The 17457-nt window shown below is 63.5% G+C and carries 14 protein-coding genes; 9 read left to right on the plus strand and 5 right to left on the minus strand.

The annotated features are described in order from the left end of the window. Position 1: 1 nt before the first annotated feature. A complete protein-coding gene (locus tag A9K68_RS01495; protein ID WP_065006097.1) occupies positions 2-1219 on the minus strand; it encodes a urate hydroxylase PuuD in 1218 nt (405 codons plus the stop codon). 140 nt (positions 1220-1359) lie between these two features. Between A9K68_RS01495 and A9K68_RS01500 the strand changes: the two genes are divergently transcribed. From A9K68_RS01500 to A9K68_RS01510, 3 genes are all read left to right on the plus strand, one after another. Then, positions 1360-2280, plus strand: coding sequence for a LysR family transcriptional regulator (locus A9K68_RS01500; protein WP_065006098.1), 921 nt, complete (start codon positions 1360-1362; stop codon positions 2278-2280). Between the two features lie 75 nt (positions 2281-2355). After that, positions 2356-3378, plus strand: a complete 1023-nt coding sequence (locus A9K68_RS01505; RefSeq protein WP_156768177.1) for an LLM class flavin-dependent oxidoreductase — start codon at positions 2356-2358, stop codon at positions 3376-3378. Further along, positions 3375-4646: an LLM class flavin-dependent oxidoreductase gene (locus tag A9K68_RS01510; protein WP_065006099.1), complete on the plus strand. Its 1272-nt coding sequence runs from the start codon at positions 3375-3377 to the stop codon at positions 4644-4646. Before A9K68_RS01505 ends, A9K68_RS01510 begins: the two co-directional genes overlap by 4 nt. Before the next feature lie 25 nt (positions 4647-4671). Here the strand turns inward: A9K68_RS01510 and xdhC are convergent, their stop codons facing one another. The 4 genes from xdhC to uraH form a co-directional block, all read right to left on the minus strand. Then, a complete protein-coding gene (xdhC, locus tag A9K68_RS01515) occupies positions 4672-5742 on the minus strand; it encodes a xanthine dehydrogenase accessory protein XdhC (protein WP_065006167.1) in 1071 nt (356 codons plus the stop codon). Between the two features lie 72 nt (positions 5743-5814). Beyond that, entirely contained in the window at positions 5815-8163 is a 2349-nt protein-coding gene (xdhB, locus tag A9K68_RS01520; protein ID WP_065006100.1) for a xanthine dehydrogenase molybdopterin binding subunit, read from the minus strand. Beyond that, complete coding sequence (gene xdhA, locus A9K68_RS01525) at positions 8163-9644, minus strand: xanthine dehydrogenase small subunit (RefSeq protein ID WP_065006101.1); 1482 nt, start codon at positions 9642-9644, stop codon at positions 8163-8165. The genes xdhB and xdhA overlap by 1 nt, the downstream gene beginning before the upstream one ends. Before the next feature lie 3 nt (positions 9645-9647). Then, positions 9648-10022 (minus strand): hydroxyisourate hydrolase, encoded by a 375-nt coding sequence (uraH, locus tag A9K68_RS01530; RefSeq protein WP_029347558.1) that lies wholly within the window; start codon positions 10020-10022, stop codon positions 9648-9650. A 193-nt stretch (positions 10023-10215) separates the two neighbouring features. Between uraH and puuE the strand changes: the two genes are divergently transcribed. From puuE to A9K68_RS01560, 6 genes are all read left to right on the plus strand, one after another. Further along, complete coding sequence (gene puuE, locus A9K68_RS01535; RefSeq protein ID WP_065006102.1) at positions 10216-11649, plus strand: allantoinase PuuE; 1434 nt, start codon at positions 10216-10218, stop codon at positions 11647-11649. A gap of 47 nt (positions 11650-11696) precedes the next feature. Continuing rightward, positions 11697-12545, plus strand: coding sequence for a bifunctional allantoicase/(S)-ureidoglycine aminohydrolase (locus A9K68_RS01540; protein WP_065006103.1), 849 nt, complete (start codon positions 11697-11699; stop codon positions 12543-12545). Next, positions 12542-13048 carry an ureidoglycolate lyase gene (locus A9K68_RS01545; RefSeq protein ID WP_065006104.1) on the plus strand — a complete coding sequence of 169 codons (507 nt, stop codon included), beginning with the start codon at positions 12542-12544 and terminating at the stop codon, positions 13046-13048. Before A9K68_RS01540 ends, A9K68_RS01545 begins: the two co-directional genes overlap by 4 nt. Next, entirely contained in the window at positions 13048-13641 is a 594-nt protein-coding gene (locus A9K68_RS01550) for a nucleoside deaminase (protein ID WP_065006105.1), read from the plus strand. Before A9K68_RS01545 ends, A9K68_RS01550 begins: the two co-directional genes overlap by 1 nt. Positions 13642-13724: 83 nt before the next feature. Further along, on the plus strand, positions 13725-15710 hold the full coding sequence (locus tag A9K68_RS01555; RefSeq protein WP_065006168.1) for a CocE/NonD family hydrolase: 1986 nt from the start codon (positions 13725-13727) through the stop codon (positions 15708-15710). A gap of 156 nt (positions 15711-15866) precedes the next feature. Further along, complete coding sequence (locus A9K68_RS01560) at positions 15867-17453, plus strand: ABC transporter substrate-binding protein (protein WP_065006106.1); 1587 nt, start codon at positions 15867-15869, stop codon at positions 17451-17453. Positions 17454-17457 lie beyond the last annotated feature (4 nt).

Genomic DNA, 17457 nt, shown 5'->3' on the forward strand with positions numbered 1-17457 from the left:
CTTATTCCCCTGCCTGCTCGAACCATGCCACCAGCAGCGCCCGCTCCTTGTCGGTGATATGGGTGACGTTGGCGGGCGGCATCGCGTGGCTGCGGCCGGCCTGCAGGTAGATCTCGCGGGCTTGCTCGGCGATACCGGCGTCGGTGTCGAGCATCACACCTTTCGGCGCGTAATAGATGCCCTCGTAGGATGGCTCCCGCGCATGACACATCGAGCAGCGGCCAAGCACCGTGTCGCGCACTGCGGGAAAGTGCGCCGAGGCGACATAGACCTGTGCCGCAGAGGACGCCTTGACTTCGACGGTCAGCACTTTCGGCACCGTTGACAGCCACATGATGGCGACGAACAGGACGGCGGCAGCCAGCCAGGTCCAGGTCGGGTTACCCTTGCGCGCATGCATCGTGTTGAAATAGTGCCGGATCAGCACGCCGATGGTGAAAACCAGCGAGGCGATCACCCAGTTGAACTCGGTGCCGAACGCCAGCGGGTAGTGGTTCGACAGCATCAGGAACAAAACGGGCAGCGTCAGGTAATTGTTGTGCAGCGAGCGCTGCTTGGCAATCTTGCCGTATTTCGGGTCGGGCTTGCGGCCGGCGATCAGGTCGGCGACGACGATCTTCTGGTTCGGGATGATGACCATGAAGACATTGGCCGACATGATCGTTGCGGTGATGGCGCCAAGATGCAGGAAGGCGGCGCGGCCGGTGAACAGGTGGGTAAGACCCCAGGCGATGAACACCAGCACGCCATAGAGCACCAGCATCAGGCCGGTGTCGCTGTTGCCAAGCGGCGAACGGCATAAGAGATCGTAGACCACCCAGCCGACGCCGATCGTCGCCAGTGACAGCAAGATGCCTGTAGGCACCGACATGGCAAGCACATTGGGATCGATCAGGAAGAGGTCCGCCCCGGCATAGTAGACGACGCACAGCATGGCAAAGCCAGACAGCCAGGTGGCGTAGGATTCCCATTTGAACCAGGTCAGGTGCTCGGGCATTTCAGCCGGGGCAACCAGATATTTCTGGATGTGATAAAACCCGCCGCCATGCACCTGCCATTCCTCGCCGAAGGCGCCGACGGGCATGCCCGGTCGCTGGCGCAAGCCGAGATCAAGCGCAACGAAATAGAAGGACGAACCGATCCAGGCTATGCTGGTGACGACATGCAGCCAGCGCACGGCGAAACTCAGCCAGTCCCAGAAAATCGCGAAATCCAACATTGAAAAGTCGTCCCTGCCGATCGGCTGACTTTACGGACTGGAGCGCAAACGGAAAGGGCCGAGCTGCACGATGACTTTCAAAAAAAAATGGAAAATATTAGGTTTATCCCTACGCAGCCGTATGAGAGCCATAAAGCCGCATGGCCTACCTCGACAACATCGCCGTTTTCGTCCGCGTCGTCGAGCTTGGCAATCTATCGGCGGCGGGCCGTGACATGCGCATTTCGCCGGCGGTCGCCTCCAACCGCATCAAGGAGCTCGAAAAGCACCTTGGTGTCAGGCTGTTCAACCGCACGACGCGGCAATTAATGCCGACCGAGCACGGCACGGTGTTCTACTCCGGCGCCAAGCAGGTGCTTGAGGCGGTCACCGAGGCGGAGGCCGCGGTCAGCGCGTTGTCAGGCCAGCCGCGCGGCACCATCAAGGTGACAGCGCCGCTCGGCCTCGGCCGGCGTCTGGTGGCCTCGGGCATCCCAGATTTCCACGACAAATACCCTGATATCGAGGTTCGGCTGAGGCTTTCAGACCATAATGTCGACATCATGAAGGAAGGCATCGACGTCGCCTTCCGGCTGGGTATCATCGAGGATTCCAGCCTCAGGATGCGCGGCATCATGGAGTGCGAGCGGGTGCTGGTGGCGGCGCCGAAATATCTGGAGACGCGCGGTGAGCCGGCCGAGCCGCAGGAACTGATCGGCAAAAAGCACGACTGCCTGATGCTTCGCTATTCCGGCGCGCGCGAATACGTCTGGACGCTGCAGACGGCTGACGGCCCGCGGAAATTCGAAGTGCATGGGCCTTATGACACCGACGATGGCGACGTGCTGACCGGCTGGGCGCTGTCCGGCCGCGGCATCATCAACAAGCCGCGCTTCGAGGTTGAGCCGTTCATCCGCGACCGGCGGCTGAAGGTGATCCTGCCCGACACGCCGCCGACACCGGTGCAGTTCGCCGCCGTCTACCCGCACAAGAAGCTGCAGGACCCGAAGGTGCGGCTGCTGCTCGATTTCATGGCCGAGCGCTGCCAACGGCTGATCAAGGATATTCTGGCAGGCAAATGATCGCCGGCTGGCCGGTTGCGTCCCGTCAAGCCGGCGAAGATAGTCCCTGCGGAATTCACTTACCAGGGAAGTCCGATGGCCAGCGGTGCCAAAATGCATCTCGCCGTTTCACTGTTTCCGGAAAGCGCTCTTTCCCCTCCATCCGACGCCGGTCCGGATTTCACTCTTTTGGCCCGGTTTGTGCAAAAGGCCGAGACGGCCGGGCTGGATATGGTGCTGCTTGTTGATTCCGCGCCGGCTGCAGGCGGCGACGCACCGAACCGGCAAGTGCCCTTCGAAGCGACGACCCTGCTGGCAGCGCTTGCGACGATTACCAGCAGGATTGGCCTCGTCGCCGCGGCGTCGACGGTCGCCCACCAGCCCTACAACCTCGCGCGCCGTTTCGCATCGCTCGACGTCATCAGCCATGGCCGTGCCGGGTGGCACGCAAGCATGGTCCCCGATCCACGCGAGGCGACCAATTTCAGCCGTCCGGAAGGGTTTTCCCGCGACGATTTCCGCCGACGCGCGGAAGAATTCATCGGGATCGTGCGGGGCTTGTGGAGCGGTTGGGATGCGGATGCCCTGCTGTTCGACCAGCGCGGCGGCCGCTTCTTCGATCCCGAAAAGATGCACCTGCTCGACCACAAGGGCGAGTTTTTCTCTGTGCGCGGGCCACTGAACGTTGCACGCTCGCCGCAGGATATGCCGGTGCTCGTCATGTCAGGCCTGTCGGAGCCCGACATGGAGATCGCCGCCCGCTTCGCCGATGTCATCCTGCTGGACGAGCCATCGATCGCGGGCGCGAAGCCCGACGATCTGAAGCGCCACGCGCTTGCGTTCGGGCGCAGTCCTGGCGCGACAAAGGTGCTGATGACCGTCGCGCCGGGTGCTGACATGGCCGCCAGGCCGGACCTGATCGCGGATAGGCTCGAAGAGCCCTTCCGATCGAAAAGCTGCGATGGTTTCAACATACTCATGCCACCGGCGCTATATGTGCTCGACGATTTCGTCGACCTCGTGCTGCCGGAGCTTCGCCGTCGCGGCCTTCTCCGGTCGGATTATCCCGGCGCGACGCTGCGCTCCCATCTCGGACTTGCTGGGGGAGATGAACGATGACCGCCCATCGACGTCAGATGAAGCTCGGGGCGTTCCTGTGGGCAACAGGCCACCACATTGCCGCCTGGCGCCACCCAAAAGCGCATGTGACGGCAGGCGTCGACATCGAGCACTACATCCAGCTGGCGCGAACGGCGGAGGCGGCGAAATTCGACATGATCTTCTGCGAGGACGCCGCCGGCGTGCGCGAGGCCGATATCAACATCGCCAGCCAGACGTCACGCTCGATCGGCTTCGAACCGATCAGCCTGCTTTCGGCTCTCGCGGCCCAGACCAGCCGCATCGGCCTCGTATCCACGGCATCGACGAGCTATACCGAGCCTTACGGGTTGGCGCGGACCTTCTTGTCGCTCGATCATCTGAGTGGCGGCCGTGCCGGCTGGAACCTTGTCACCTCCGCCAGCCACATCGAAGCTGCTAATTTCGGCGCGACCGGCCTGCGCCCGCACGCCGACCGTTATGAGCGCGCGCGAGAATTCGCTGCCGTGGTTACCGCACTCTGGCAAGGCAAGCTGGACGGGGTTTCCGGACCTGGTCACGACGGCAGAAGCTTTTCAGTGCGGGACCCACTCGATCTGCCGCGCTCGCCCCAGGGCGCACCGGTCATGGTTCAGGCCGGAGCATCGGACGAGGGCAGGGATCTTGCCGCCCGGACCGCTGATGTCGTGTTCACGGCAGCGCAGACATTCGAGGAGGCGAAGGCCTTCTATGATGATCTCAAGGGGCGTCTGGCGACCTATGGGCGCGAGCCGGACGACATCAAGATCATGCCGGGCGTCGCACCGATCGTGGCGGCAACCGAAGCGGAAGCCACGGCAAAATATGAGGAGCTGCAGGAGCTGATCCCCGACGATGTCGGCGTGGCGTTGCTTTCCAGCTATCTCAGCATTTCCGATCTGTGGCGCTATCCCATAGATGGGCCGCTGCCGGAGCTGCCGGCCAGCCAAGGCATGCAGAGCCGGCAGGCGCTGGTCGTCGAGCAGTCGCGCCGCGACAACCTTTCGATTCGCCAGCTTGCCCGCCATTTCGCCGGCGCTCGCGGCCACTGGCGCGTCGTCGGAACGCCGGCCCAGATCGCCGACGAGCTCGAGGCACGCTTCGAGGGTGGCGCGGCAGACGGCTTCAACGTCATGCCGTCCTATTTTCCTGGCGAGCTTGATGCTTTTGCCGTGCTTGTCGTGCCGGAGCTGCAGCGGCGCGGCCTGTTCCGCACCGACTATGAAGGCAGCACGCTGCGCGACCATCTGGGTATGAAAAGGCCGATGTGAGCAGCAGGCTGTAGGCGCTTGGCTGTCAGCCGGCCATTGCCTTGCCACGAGAGGCGGGGTGCGGAGCGGCTGACGCCGTGGCATGCGCGGCCAGCGCCGTCATGATCTCGGCGGCGGCCAGTGCCGCGATCACCTGCGGGCGCTTGTCCTTGACCGTTTCGCCGCCGATCGGCGAGACCAGGCGGGCAAAATCCGCCTCGCTGCCGTCCGTTGACTTCAGGAACCAGCTCCTGAACGTCGCCTTTTTGGTCTTCGAGCCGATCATGCCGACATAGGCGGCATCCCGGCGTTTCAGCGCCTCGGTGGCGATCAGGAAATCCAGCGCGTGGTCGTGGGTGAGGACGACGAAGGCGCTCCCGGGCGGAGCCTCGCGCACCACAGCCTCGGGCATTGGCGTCAGGCTGGTTTCGACCGTGTCCGGCATGCCCTCCAGCGCCTCGACCCGCGTCTCGACAACGACGACACGGACCGGCAGCAAGGCCACCGCCGAGGCCAACGCCTGGCCGACATGACCACCACCAAAGATGTAAACATGCGGCAGTTGAGCCTCCTCGGCTTCCGCGGCCGCAATCAGCTCTTGCGCCAACGCAGCGTCGACCAGCCGGATCGACACCTCGACCCTGCCGCCGCAGCACTGGCCGATTTCGGGTCCGAGCGGGATATCGAGCGTGGCGCTGACATCCCTCCCCCTTGAGGGGAGGGCGGCGGCGAAGCCGTCGGGTGGGATCGCCGCGGCAGTGCTCGACGCTCTGGCGATGCCTTCTGAGACGACGCCCTCTGGCCGCTTCGCGGCCTGCCCTTCGCTATGGCTCCGGGCGTTTGTCGCGCAAAAAGCCAAATCGTTGGCTTTTTCTCGGCCATTGGCCGACCTCTCCTCACCCCCCTCAACGGGGGAGAAAAGCATCTGCCGCGCCTTGTCGATTGCCATGTATTCGAGTTGGCCGCCGCCGATCGTGCCAAAACTTGCCGCGCCCGAGACGAGCATGAAGGCGCCCTTCTCGCGCGGCGTCGAACCTTTTGTCCCGGCCACCTCGACCAGGGCGACCCGGCCGGCGTCGGCAAGAAAAGCTTTCAAGCTTTGCACTTTCGAGGTCATCATTCGCATTCCCTATCGGGAAATATAGAGTTTTCGGCCTGAATTGCACGCTTTCTGGGATTCCAAGACTGGTCACGTGCTGGTTTTGGCTTCCCTCTTCAGCCGTTCGATCGCCATCAGCACACGCTCCGGCGTCGCCGGTGGATCGAGGCGCGGGCAGATCCGGTGGTCGGCAACGCTCGCCACCGCATCCGACAGAGCATGCAGCACCGACATGCCGAGCGGGAGCGGCGGCTCGCCGACCGCCTTGGAGCGGTGCACCGTCGGCTCGTGCGCCTCAGGCCAGTCGGCCAGCGTCACGTTAAAGATCTTCGGTCGGTCCGAGGCCAAGGGGATTTTGTAGGTCGACGGCGCATGGGTGCGCAGCCGGCCCTTGTCGTCCCACCAAAGTTCCTCCGTCGTCAGCCATCCCATGCCTTGGATGAAGCCGCCCTCGACCTGGCCGAGGTCGATGGCGCGGTTCAGCGAGCGGCCGGTCTCGTGCAGGATGTCGGTGCGCTCGACCATGTATTCGCCGGTCAGCGTATCGACCGACACTTCCGAGCACGCGGCGCCGTAGGCGAAATAGTAGAAGGGGCGACCCTCGCCCTTGTCGCGATCCCAGTGGATTTTCGGCGTCTTGTAGAAGCCCGCCGCCGAAAGCTGGATGCGGGCCATGTAGGCCTGCCTGACGAGATCGGCGAAGGCGATCTCCTGGTTGCCGATGCGCACCCGGTTGGGCAGGAACAGCACCTGGTCGCGCGGCACCTGGTATTGTTCGGCGGCGAAATTGGTCAGCCGCTCTTTAATCTGCCGGGCTGCGTTCTGCGCCGCCATGCCGTTGAGGTCGGAACCTGACGACGCGGCGGTCGCCGAGGTGTTCGGCACCTTGCCGGTCGTCGTTGCGGTGATCTTGACCTGGTCGAGGTCGATCTGGAACTCTTCCGCCACAACCTGCGCCACCTTGACGTAGAGGCCCTGCCCCATTTCGGTGCCGCCATGGTTCAGATGCACCGAACCGTCGGTGTAGACATGCACCAGCGCGCCGGCCTGGTTGTAATGCGTAGCGGTGAACGAGATGCCGAATTTGACCGGCGTTAGCGCCAATCCGCGCTTGATGAAGCGGCTGTTGGCGTTGAAGGCTTCAATGGTGCGGCGACGCCGCCCATAGTCGCAACTCGCCTCCAGTTCGGCGACGATGCGGTGGATGATGTTGTCTTCGACCGTCTGGTGATAGGGCGTGACGTTGCGGTCTGAGGTGCCATAAAAGTTCTTCTTGCGGATCTCGAGCGGGTCCTTGCTAACGGCAAAGGCGACCTCGTCGATGACGCGCTCGGCCCCGACCATGCCTTGCGGCCCGCCGAAGCCGCGGAAGGCGGTGTTCGACACGGTGTTGGTATAGAGCGGTGCCGATTGCGCATGAACCGCCGGCCAGAAATAGATATTGTCGCAGTGGAACAGCGCGCGATCGGTGACCGGGCCTGAAAGGTCCGCCGAGAAGCCGCAGCGCGCCGCGAACATGAAATCGACGCCGAGAATATTGCCCTCGTCGTCGAAGCCAACCTCGTAATCGACCAGAAAGTCGTGGCGCTTGCCGGTGGCGATCATGTCGTCGTCGCGGTCGGGCCGGATTTTCATCGCGCGGTGGTGTTTTTTCGCAGCAATCGCCGCGAGCGCGGCAAACTGGTTGCCTTGCGTTTCCTTGCCGCCAAAGCCGCCGCCCATACGGCGGATCTCGACCGTGACGGCATGGCTTGGCACGCCGAGCGCATGGCTGACCATGTGCTGGACTTCGCTCGGATGCTGGGTGGAGGAATAAATCGTGACGTCCTGATCCTCGCCGGGAATGGCCATGGCGATCTGGCCTTCGAGATAAAAATGGTCCTGACCGCCGATGCGCATTTTTCCCTTCAGCCGGCGCGGCGCCGCTTTGATCGCAGCCGCTGCATCGCCGCGCCTCAGGATCAGCGGCGGCGTGACCAGCTTGTCCTTGCTGGGATCGAGCACGCCGACGTCGGTGACGAAAGGCAATTCCTTGTATTCGACCTTGGCCAGCCTTGTGGCGCGGCGCGCCTGCTCGCGCGTTTCGGCGACGACGCAGAAGATCGGCTGGCCAAAGAATTGTACCTTGCCGTCGGCCAGCACCGGCTCGTCGTGACGGCCGGTCGGCGAAATGTCGTTTTCACCCGGCACGTCGCTCGCCGTCAGCACGTCGACGACACCGGGTGCTGCGCGCACCGCCGACAGGTCCATGCTGGTGATGCTGGCGTGCGTGGCCGTCGAAAGCCCGAGGCAGCCATGCAGCGTGCCTGATGATTCCGGCATGTCGTCGATATAGACGGCCGTGCCGCTGACATGCTTGTGCGCAGAATCATGGCGCTGGTCGGCGGCAACGCCACCGGAAATTTTTTGCGCCTTGAGGTTGGGAGCGTGCTTGGTCATCACACCGCCTCGTGCCGCGAAACCTGGATCGGCGCCTTGGTGCCGCTGGTCTCGGCGAAGAAGCGCAACAGCAGGTTCCGTGCCGCTAGCGCCCGGTATTCGGCGCTCGCCCGCATGTCGGTCAGCGGGGTGAAATCCCTGGCATATTCGGCCATCGCCACCTCGACCGTCGCCTCCGTCCAGGGATTGCCGAGCAGCGCCTTTTCCACGCCAAAAGCCCGCTTCGGCGTTGCCGCCATGCCGCCATAGGCGATGCGGATATCCGTCACCATGTCGTCGCTGGCCAGGGTCAGCAGGAATGCGCCAAGTGCTGCGGTGATGTCCTCGTCGCGACGCTTGGTGATCTTGTAGACCGCAAACTTCGTGCCTTTCGCGGGTACCGGGACATGCACGGCCTCGACGAACTCGCCCGGCTGCCGGTCCTGCTTGCCATAGGCGATGAAGAAATCTTCGAGCGGGATCGTCCGCCGCTTGTTGCCCCGGCGCAGCGTCAGCTGCGCACCGAGTGCAATCAGCGGCGGCGGCGTGTCGCCGATCGGCGAGCCATTGGCGATGTTGCCGCCGATCGTACCCATATTGCGCACCTGATCGCCGCCGATGCGATCGAACAGCGTCCCGAGCGCCGGGATGCGTTTCGCCAGCGTCGAAAAGGCCTCCGTATAGGTGACACCGGCGCCGATCGAGATGACGCCCTTGTCCTCGGAAATCGCGCAGAGCCCGTCGAGATTGCCGATGAAGATCGCCGGCGAAATCTCGCGCATATGCTTGGTCACCCACAGGCCGACATCGGTCGAACCGGCAACGATGGTGGCGCCCGGCTCCTTGTCCAGCACGGCGGCGAGGTCGTCGGCATCGACCGGCACGACCAGCCGCTGCTTGCCGGCGCCGATCTCGATGCGCTCACCGTCTTTCATGGCTGCAAGCTTCTCGGCGATCGCCTTGCGCTCCGCAGACAGCGGGTCCTTTGCCGCCTTGCCGTAGCTGGAGATGGCACGCGCGGCGCGGACGATCGCCTCGTAGCCGGTGCAGCGGCAGAGATTACCCTGCAGCGCCTTTTCGATGGCCGCATCCGACGGCTCCGGCGACCGCATCCACAGAGCGTAAAGCGACATGACGAAGCCCGGCGTGCAGAAGCCGCATTGCGAGCCGTGAAAGTCGACCATGGCCTGCTGCACCGGATGCAGCCTATCGCCGTCGCCACGCAGATGCTCGACGGTCACGACATGCGTGCCATCGAGCGAACCGAGGAAGCGGATGCAGGCATTGACGCTTTCATACACCAGCCGGCCGGCTGAGAGCCTTCCGATCAGCACGGTACAAGCGCCGCAATCGCCTTCGGCGCAGCCTTCCTTGGTGCCTCGCAGCGTGCGCTCGAGCCGCAGCCAGTCTAGCAAGGTCTGCTCAGGCGCGACCCTGGTCAGCGCAACATGCTCGCCATTGAGGATGAAGCGTATCTCATTGCGTGTCTTGAGCCCGGCCATGTGTCAGCTCCCTCGGTAAGTCGAATAGCCGTAGGGCGATATAAGCAGCGGCACATGATAGTGCACCAGCTCGGCCATGCCGAAGCGGATCGGCACGCTGTCGAGGAAGGCCGGTTCCGGCAGCCTCAATCCCTGCCGGCGCAGATAGTCGCCGGCCGCGAAGACCAGCTCGTATTCGCCGGTGCGGAATTCCGCGTCGGCAAGCAGCGGCGCGTCACAGCGGCCGTCGGCATTGGTGACCGTCGTCTTCAGATGCGTCCGCATATCGTCGTTGATGCGGTAAAGCTCGATCGACAGACCTGCCGCCGGCCGGCCGGTCGCGGTGTCGAGGACATGGGTCGTCAGACGTCCGCCTTCGGCTTTCGACGTTTCCGCCACTGGCTGCTCCCATTCCCGGTACAGTCGAACATGCCCGGTACAGCCGAACATGTTTGACGAATTGTGCGCCAATTAAAGGCGATGCATAAGTCCCGGTCGAGCGGAGTGCTGCAAAAACACTTTCAAAATTTTCGGGGGAATGCGCAAGCGGCGCTTTCGACTATCCTGATCACACAATCCGGCAGGAGCAACGATGCGGTACGAACGAGACATGCGCGGCTACGGCGCCAATCCGCCGGATCCGAAGTGGCCCGGCGGGGCGCATGTCGCAGTGCAGTTCGTCGTCAATTACGAGGAAGGCGGCGAGAACTGCGTCCTGCATGGCGACAAGGCTTCGGAAGCCTTCCTGTCCGAGATCGTCGGCGCCGCGCCATGGCCCGGGCAGCGCCACAGGAACATGGAATCGATCTACGAATATGGCGCCCGCGCCGGCTTCTGGCGATTGCTGCGCCTGTTCACCGAGGCTGAGGTACCGGTCACCTGCTACGGCGTCGCCACAGCGCTGGCGCGCTCGCCCGACCAGGTCGCAGCGATGCAGGAGGCCGGCTGGGAAATCGCCTCGCACGGGCTGAGATGGATCGACTACCGCGACCATGCGCCGGAGGACGAGCGCCGCGACATGGAAGCGGCGATCCAGCTGCACTACGAGGTCACTGGGGCGCGGCCGGCAGGCTGGTACACCGGCCGCACGTCGATCAACACCGTGCGGCTGGCGGCGGAAGAGGGCGGCTTCGACTATGTGTCGGACACTTATGACGACGAGTTGCCCTACTGGTTCGAGCATGACGGGCCGGACGGGTCGACAAAGCCGCAGCTCATCATCCCCTATACGCTCGATGCCAACGACATGCGCTTCGCCACGCCGCAGGGCTTCAACTCGGGCGACCAGTTTTTTGCCTATCTCAGGGATAGTTTCGACACGCTCTACGCCGAGGGCAAGGCAGGCAGACCGCGCATGATGAATATCGGCCTGCACTGCCGCCTCGTCGGCCGGCCGGGCCGGGCCGCGGCACTGAAGCGCTTCGTCGACTACGTCAGATCGCACGACAGGGTCTGGTTGGCGCGGCGCATCGATATCGCCAGGCACTGGCAAGAGACCCATCCGTTCCGGCGGCCGGCGCTGCGCCCGTCGAAAATGGAGTTCGAGGCCTTCGTCCATGCATTCGGTGGCGTGTTCGAGCATTCGCCGTGGATCGCCGAGCGCGCCTACGAGTTGGAGCTCGGCCCAGCGCATGACAGCGCCGGCGGTCTCCACAATGCGCTGTGCCGTGTCTTTCGCGGCGCCAGCGAGGCCGAGCGGCTCTCCGTGCTCAACGCTCATCCCGACCTCGCCGGCAAACTGGCGCAGGCCAAGCGGCTGTCGGCGGAATCGACGAGGGAACAGGCTTCCGCCGGGCTCGACGCGCTGACCGACAAGGAGCGCGAGTTGTTCTCCAAACTCAATGCCGCCTACGTCGCTTCCTTTGGCTTTCCCTTCATTATCGCCGTGAAAGGCAAGACCAAGGCGGAAATCCTGGCGGAGTTCGAGGCGCGCAGCGGCAACAGCCACGACGTTGAATTCGACACCGCCTGCAAACAGGTCGAGCGCATCGCACTGCTCCGCCTCAGGGACATACTCCCGCGATAGGCTTTGGCTTCCGCAATAGGCTTTGAACTTATGGATATGGTGTGAAAATGGCCGACCGATTCTACTACGCGCCGCAGGGCGGCCACCCCGGCCAGAGTGAGCTGCTGACCGGCCGGGCTGTCTTCACCGAGGCCTATGCGGTCATTCCAAAGGGCGTGATGCAGGACATCGTCACCAGCGCCCTGCCATTCTGGGAAAAGACCCGCGTCTGGGTGCTGTCGCGCCCGCTGTCGGGGTTCGCCGAGACGTTTTCGCAATATATCGTCGAGGTCGCGCCCGGCGGCGGCAGCGACCGGCCTGAACCGGATGCCGGCGCCGAAGGCGCCTTGTTCGTGGTTGAGGGCGAGCTGACCGTTTTGCTGGCTGGCGAGAAACATGTCCTGCAGCCGGGTGGCTTTGCTTTCCTGCCGCCGGCCAGCGGATGGACCGTTCGCAACGAGGGCGGTGCTGCTGTCCGCTTCCACTGGATCCGCAAGGCTTACGAGGCCGTCGAGGGCATCGATGTCCCGCAAGCCTTCTTCGCCAAGGAACGAGACATCGCGCCCACGCCGATGCCGGGCACCGAAGGCAGATGGGCGACGACGCGCTTCGTCGATCCGGCCGACATGCGCCACGACATGCATATCACCATCGTCACGCTTGAGCCGGGCGCGGTTATCCCGTTCGCCGAGACTCATGTGATGGAGCACGGGCTCTACGTGCTGGAAGGCAAGGCGGTCTACCGCCTCAACCAGGACTGGGTCGAGGTCGAGGCCGGCGACTATATGTGGCTGCGCGCCTTCTGCCCGCAGGCCTGCTATGCCGGCGGTCCCGGACAATTCCGCTACCTGCTCTACAAGGACGTCAACCGGCATGCCAAGCTCGGCGGGGTGGGCGTCGCGAGGCGCGCGCTATGACCCGCATCGTCGCCCGGCCGCTGACCCGCGAGACCTTCGCCGAATTCGGCGACGTCATCGATATGGGCGGCGACAATCATTATCCGATCAATGGCGGCAAGGCCGAGCGCTATCACGACCTCGCCACCGCCGAAGCGTTGGGGCCGAATGCGCGCGTGCTGATCTCCATGGTGCGCGGCACGCCTTACGATTTTCCGCTGAAGCTCACCATGGTCGAGCGTCACCCGTTCGGCAGCCAGGCTTTCATCCCGCTGTCGCCACGGCCGTTCCTGGTCGTCGTCTGCCATGATGGCGACGACGACGGCCCTGGTGAGCCGCACGCCTTCATCACCGCGCCCGGGCAAGGCGTCAACTATCCGCGCAATCGGTGGCACGGCGTGCTGACGCCGATCGGCGAGGCCCAGGACTTTCTCGTCGTCGACCGCGGTGGCGACGGCTCCAATCTCGAAGAGTGCCATTTCTCGCACGCCTACGAGATCGATCTCCCCGACGGGACCGCCTGATGGCCGACGTCTCGCTGATCGATCGCCTGCTCGACGTGATCGAGCACGACATCATACCGAAGACCACCGAAGGCGTCGCCGACGGCAATAAGCTGTTCGGCGCGGCGATCCTGAGAAAGGATGATCGCTCGCTGGTGCTCGCCGAAACCAACAACGAGACGGAAAGTCCGCTCTGGCATGGCGAGGTGCATTGCCTAAAGCGGTTCTATGAAATGCCGAAGGCCGAGCGCGTCGATACCAGGGACGCGATCTTCCTCGCCACGCACGAACCCTGCTCGCTGTGCCTGTCGGCGATCACCTGGACCGGTTTCGATAATTTCTACTATCTGTTTTCGCACGAAGATTCGCGCGACAGCTTCGCCATCCCCCACGACCTGAAGATCTTGAAGGAGGTCTTCACCCTCGACCCCGGTGGCTACAATGCCGAGAACGCCTATTGGAAGAGCTTTTCGATCCGCAAACTGGTGCGGTCGTTGTCCGAGGCCGAGCGCCAGCGGCTGGAAGCGAGAATCGGCAAGATCGCCGAGCGCTACGACGAATTGTCCGGCGCCTATCAGGCGAGCAAGGCCGAAAACGACATTCCGTTGAATTGACGCGGATTGACCAGCCGAATTCGTTGGCTGGCCCACGACGCGGCAGGCTCGGGCTCCATCATGCGGCCAGCCAGGAGCGCCGCATGAAAACCGTCACAGAATTTCCCCGCAAGGTCGTCGAATTTCCTGACATGGGCATCGTCATGCCGGATGGCTGCCGGCTGTCGGCGCGGGTATGGATGCCGGCCGATGCTGCCGACGGTCCGGTGCCGGCGATCCTCGAGCACCTGCCCTACCGCAAGCGCGACGGCACGATCTTTCGCGATCAGCTGACGCATCCCTATTTCGCGGGCCACGGCTACGCATCGATCCGCGTCGACATGCGTGGCAATGGCGATTCCGAAGGGCTGATGGATGACGAATATTCCGAGCAGGAATTGCAGGACGCTTGCGACGTGATTGCCTGGGCGGCGGCCCAGCCCTGGTGCAACGGCAGTGTCGGCATGATGGGCATCTCCTGGGGCGGCTTCAACTGCCTGCAGACGGCTGCCAAGCAGCCGCCGGCGCTAAAGGCAGTCATCAGCCTGTGCTCGACCGTCGACCGCTATGCCGACGACATCCACTACAAGGGCGGCTGCCTGCTGATCGAGAATTTCGGCTGGGCCTCGACCATGCTGTCCTATTCCTCGCGGCCGCCGGATCCGCTGCTGGCCGGCGACGTCAGGTGGCGCGACCTGTGGCTGACCCGGCTGGAGAATCAGCCCTTCCTGGCGCCGCTGTGGCTGAAGCATCAGCACCGCGACGCCTATTGGAAGCGCGGCTCGATCTGCGAGGACTATTCGGCCATCCAAGCTGCGGTGCTGTCGATCGGCGGCTGGCATGACGGCTATCGAAATACCATTTCCCATCTCGCCGCCAATATCGAGGCGCCGGTCAAAGGGATCGTTGGTCCCTGGATCCACAAATACCCTCACTATGCCGCACCCGAACCGCGCATCGGCTTCCTGCAGGAGGCCTTGCGCTGGTGGGACCGCTGGCTGAAGGACATCGACACCGGCGTCGAGGGCGACCCGGCCTACCGCGCCTATGTCATGGACAGCGTCCGCCCCGCACGCTGGCATCCGGAGCGGCCGGGCCGCTGGGTCGCGGAACCGGTGTGGCCGTCGTCTGATATCAAGACGCAGGAAGTCGAGCTGATCGCAGAAGGCAGCAAGCCGATCATAGTGGCTTCACCGCAAAGCTGCGGCCTTGCCGGCGGCGAATATTTTCCCTTCACGTTCGGCCCGGAATTGCCCGGCGAGCAGCGCCCGGACGATGCAATATCGGTTTGTTTCGACCAGCCGGCGCTGACTGAGGCGATCGACATTGTCGGCGCACCCGAAGTGCTGGTCAGGGTTTCGTCCGACCGGCCTCAAGCGAACATCGCCATCCGGCTGTGCGATGTGCATCCCGACGGCGCATCGGAGCTGATCTCCTACGGCGTGCTCAACCTGACGCACCACAACTCGCACGAATTCCCGCAAGCGCTGGTGCCGGGCGAAACTGTCAGCGCCCGGGTGGTGCTCGACCAATGCGCCTATCGCGTGCCATCAGGCCATCGCCTGCGTATTGCCGTTTCGAACGCCTACTGGCCGATGATCTGGCCATCTCCGGAACCGGTCCGGCTCGACCTGTCGGCGGCGACGCTGAAATTGCCGCTGCGCCCGCTGGCGCAAGGCGATGAAGTCACGTTCCCCACGCCCGAGGCAGCATCGCCTTGGGCGACCGAAACGATCCGCGCTGCCAATTCCGAACGTCATGTCGATCGCGACGAGAAGACCGGAATTGTCACGCTTTCCATCGTCGACGATTTCGGCGAGGTGCGCGATCTGGAGCATGGCCTCGCCAATGGCAGCATCGCGCGAGAGACATGGGCGATCAATCCCGACGATCCGCTGTCAGCGTCGGGCAAGACGCATTGGACGCAGACGCTGTCGCGAAATGGATGGTCGGTGCGCACCGAAACCTTCGCCGAGATGCGGTCCGACGCGCAAAACTTCATGGTTAACGCCAGAATCGAAGCCTATGAAGGCGAGAAACTGGTTTTCGAGCGCAATTTCGAAGAGAAAATCCCGCGCGCTCTGCTTTGAGCGCTTATGCGGATTGATCCAATTGCGACGTACGATTTACGCCACGGCATGTCGCATTCGGTCTTGCTTACGGCGTTCCGTTGCGGTCATTATTCTCCTCACAAGAAACGATAAAAAACGACCACAAGGTCGAACCAACAGAGTGAGGAACTCAACATGTCGAACGAACTGGAATTTCTTAGCCGGCGCGTCGCATCCGGCAAACTGAGCCGTCGTGATTTTCTCGGCAGGGCGGCAGCACTCGGCGTCACCGCGACCTTTGCCAATTCGCTGCTTTCAAGTGCAGCGCGCGCCGCGGGTCCGGTCAAGGGCGGCACGCTGAAGGCCGGCCTGGTCGGCGGCGAATCCACCAACAGCCTTGATCCGGCCCTGTTCATGACGCAGGTGCCGTTCGCCTTCGGCAAGATGTGGGGCGAACTGATCGTCGAGCTGTCTCCGGAAGGCAGTCTCGAGAACCGCATTGCCGAGGAGATCGGCTCGTCGGACGACGCCAAGGTCTGGACGCTGAAGATCCGCGACGGCATCGAATTCCACAATGGCAAGACGGTGACCGCCGAGGACGTGGCGGCCACGCTCGAACGCCATTCGGACGAGAAATCGAAGTCGGGCGCGCTCGGCTACATGAAGGGCATCGAGAGCATCAAGGCCAGCGGCAAGGAAGTCGTGCTGACGCTGAAGGAAGCCAATGCCGACCTGCCCTATCTGCTCAGCGACTACCATTTGATCGTCCAGCCCAATGGCGGCAAGGACAAGGCCGATGCCGGCATCGGCGCCGGGCCTTACAAGATCACCACCAACGAGCCCGGCGTGCGCCATGGCGGCGAGCGCTTTGCCAATTACTGGCAGGGCGACAAGATGGGCCATGCCGATCAGATCGAGATCATCGTCATCAACGATGCCACCGCGCGCACCTCGGCCCTGCAGGGCGGCCAGGTCAACATGATCAACCGCGTCGAGCCGAAGATCGTCGACCTGATCAAGCGCCTGCCCGGCGTCACCATCCGCAACCATGCGGGGCCGGGTCACTACGTCTTCATCATGCATTGCAACACGGCGCCGTTCGACAACAACGACCTGCGCATGGCGCTAAAGCTGGCGATCGACCGCGAGGAGATGCTTGACAAGGTTCTCAGAGGCTATGGTTCGCTCGGCAACGACTTCCCGATCAATGCGTCCTATCCGCTGTTCACCGAAATCGAGCAGCGCAAGTATGATCCCGACAAGGCCAAGTTCCACTTCAAGAAGTCGGGGCACGACGGGGCGGTGCTGCTCAGGACCTCGGACGTCGCCTTCCCCGGCGCCGTCGACGCCTCCCAGCTTTTCCAGCAGAGCGCCGCCAAGGCCGGCATCCAGATCGAGCTCAAGCGTGAACCGGGCGACGGCTACTGGAACGAAGTCTGGAACAAGCAGCCCTTCTGCGCCTCCTACTGGGGCGGCCGCTCGACGCAGGACCAGATGTATTCGACCGCCTATCTGTCGACGGCCGACTGGAACGATACGCGTTTCCTGCGTCAGAATTTCGACATGATGGTGCTGGCGGCCCGCGCCGAGCTCGACGAGAACAAGCGCAAGGCGATGTACCACGACATGGCTGTCCTTGTGCGCGACGAGGGCGGCCTGATCCTGCCGATGTTCAACCAGTTCATCGACGCGACGGGCGCCAAGGTCGCCGGCTGGGTCGACGATCCGCATCAGGAGCTGATGAACGGCTACGCACTGGCAAAGTGCTGGCTCGAAGCCTGAGCCT

Source organism: Mesorhizobium sp. AA22 (assembly GCF_001672375.2).
GTDB classification, from domain to species: Bacteria; Pseudomonadota; Alphaproteobacteria; order Rhizobiales; family Rhizobiaceae; genus Mesorhizobium; species Mesorhizobium wenxiniae.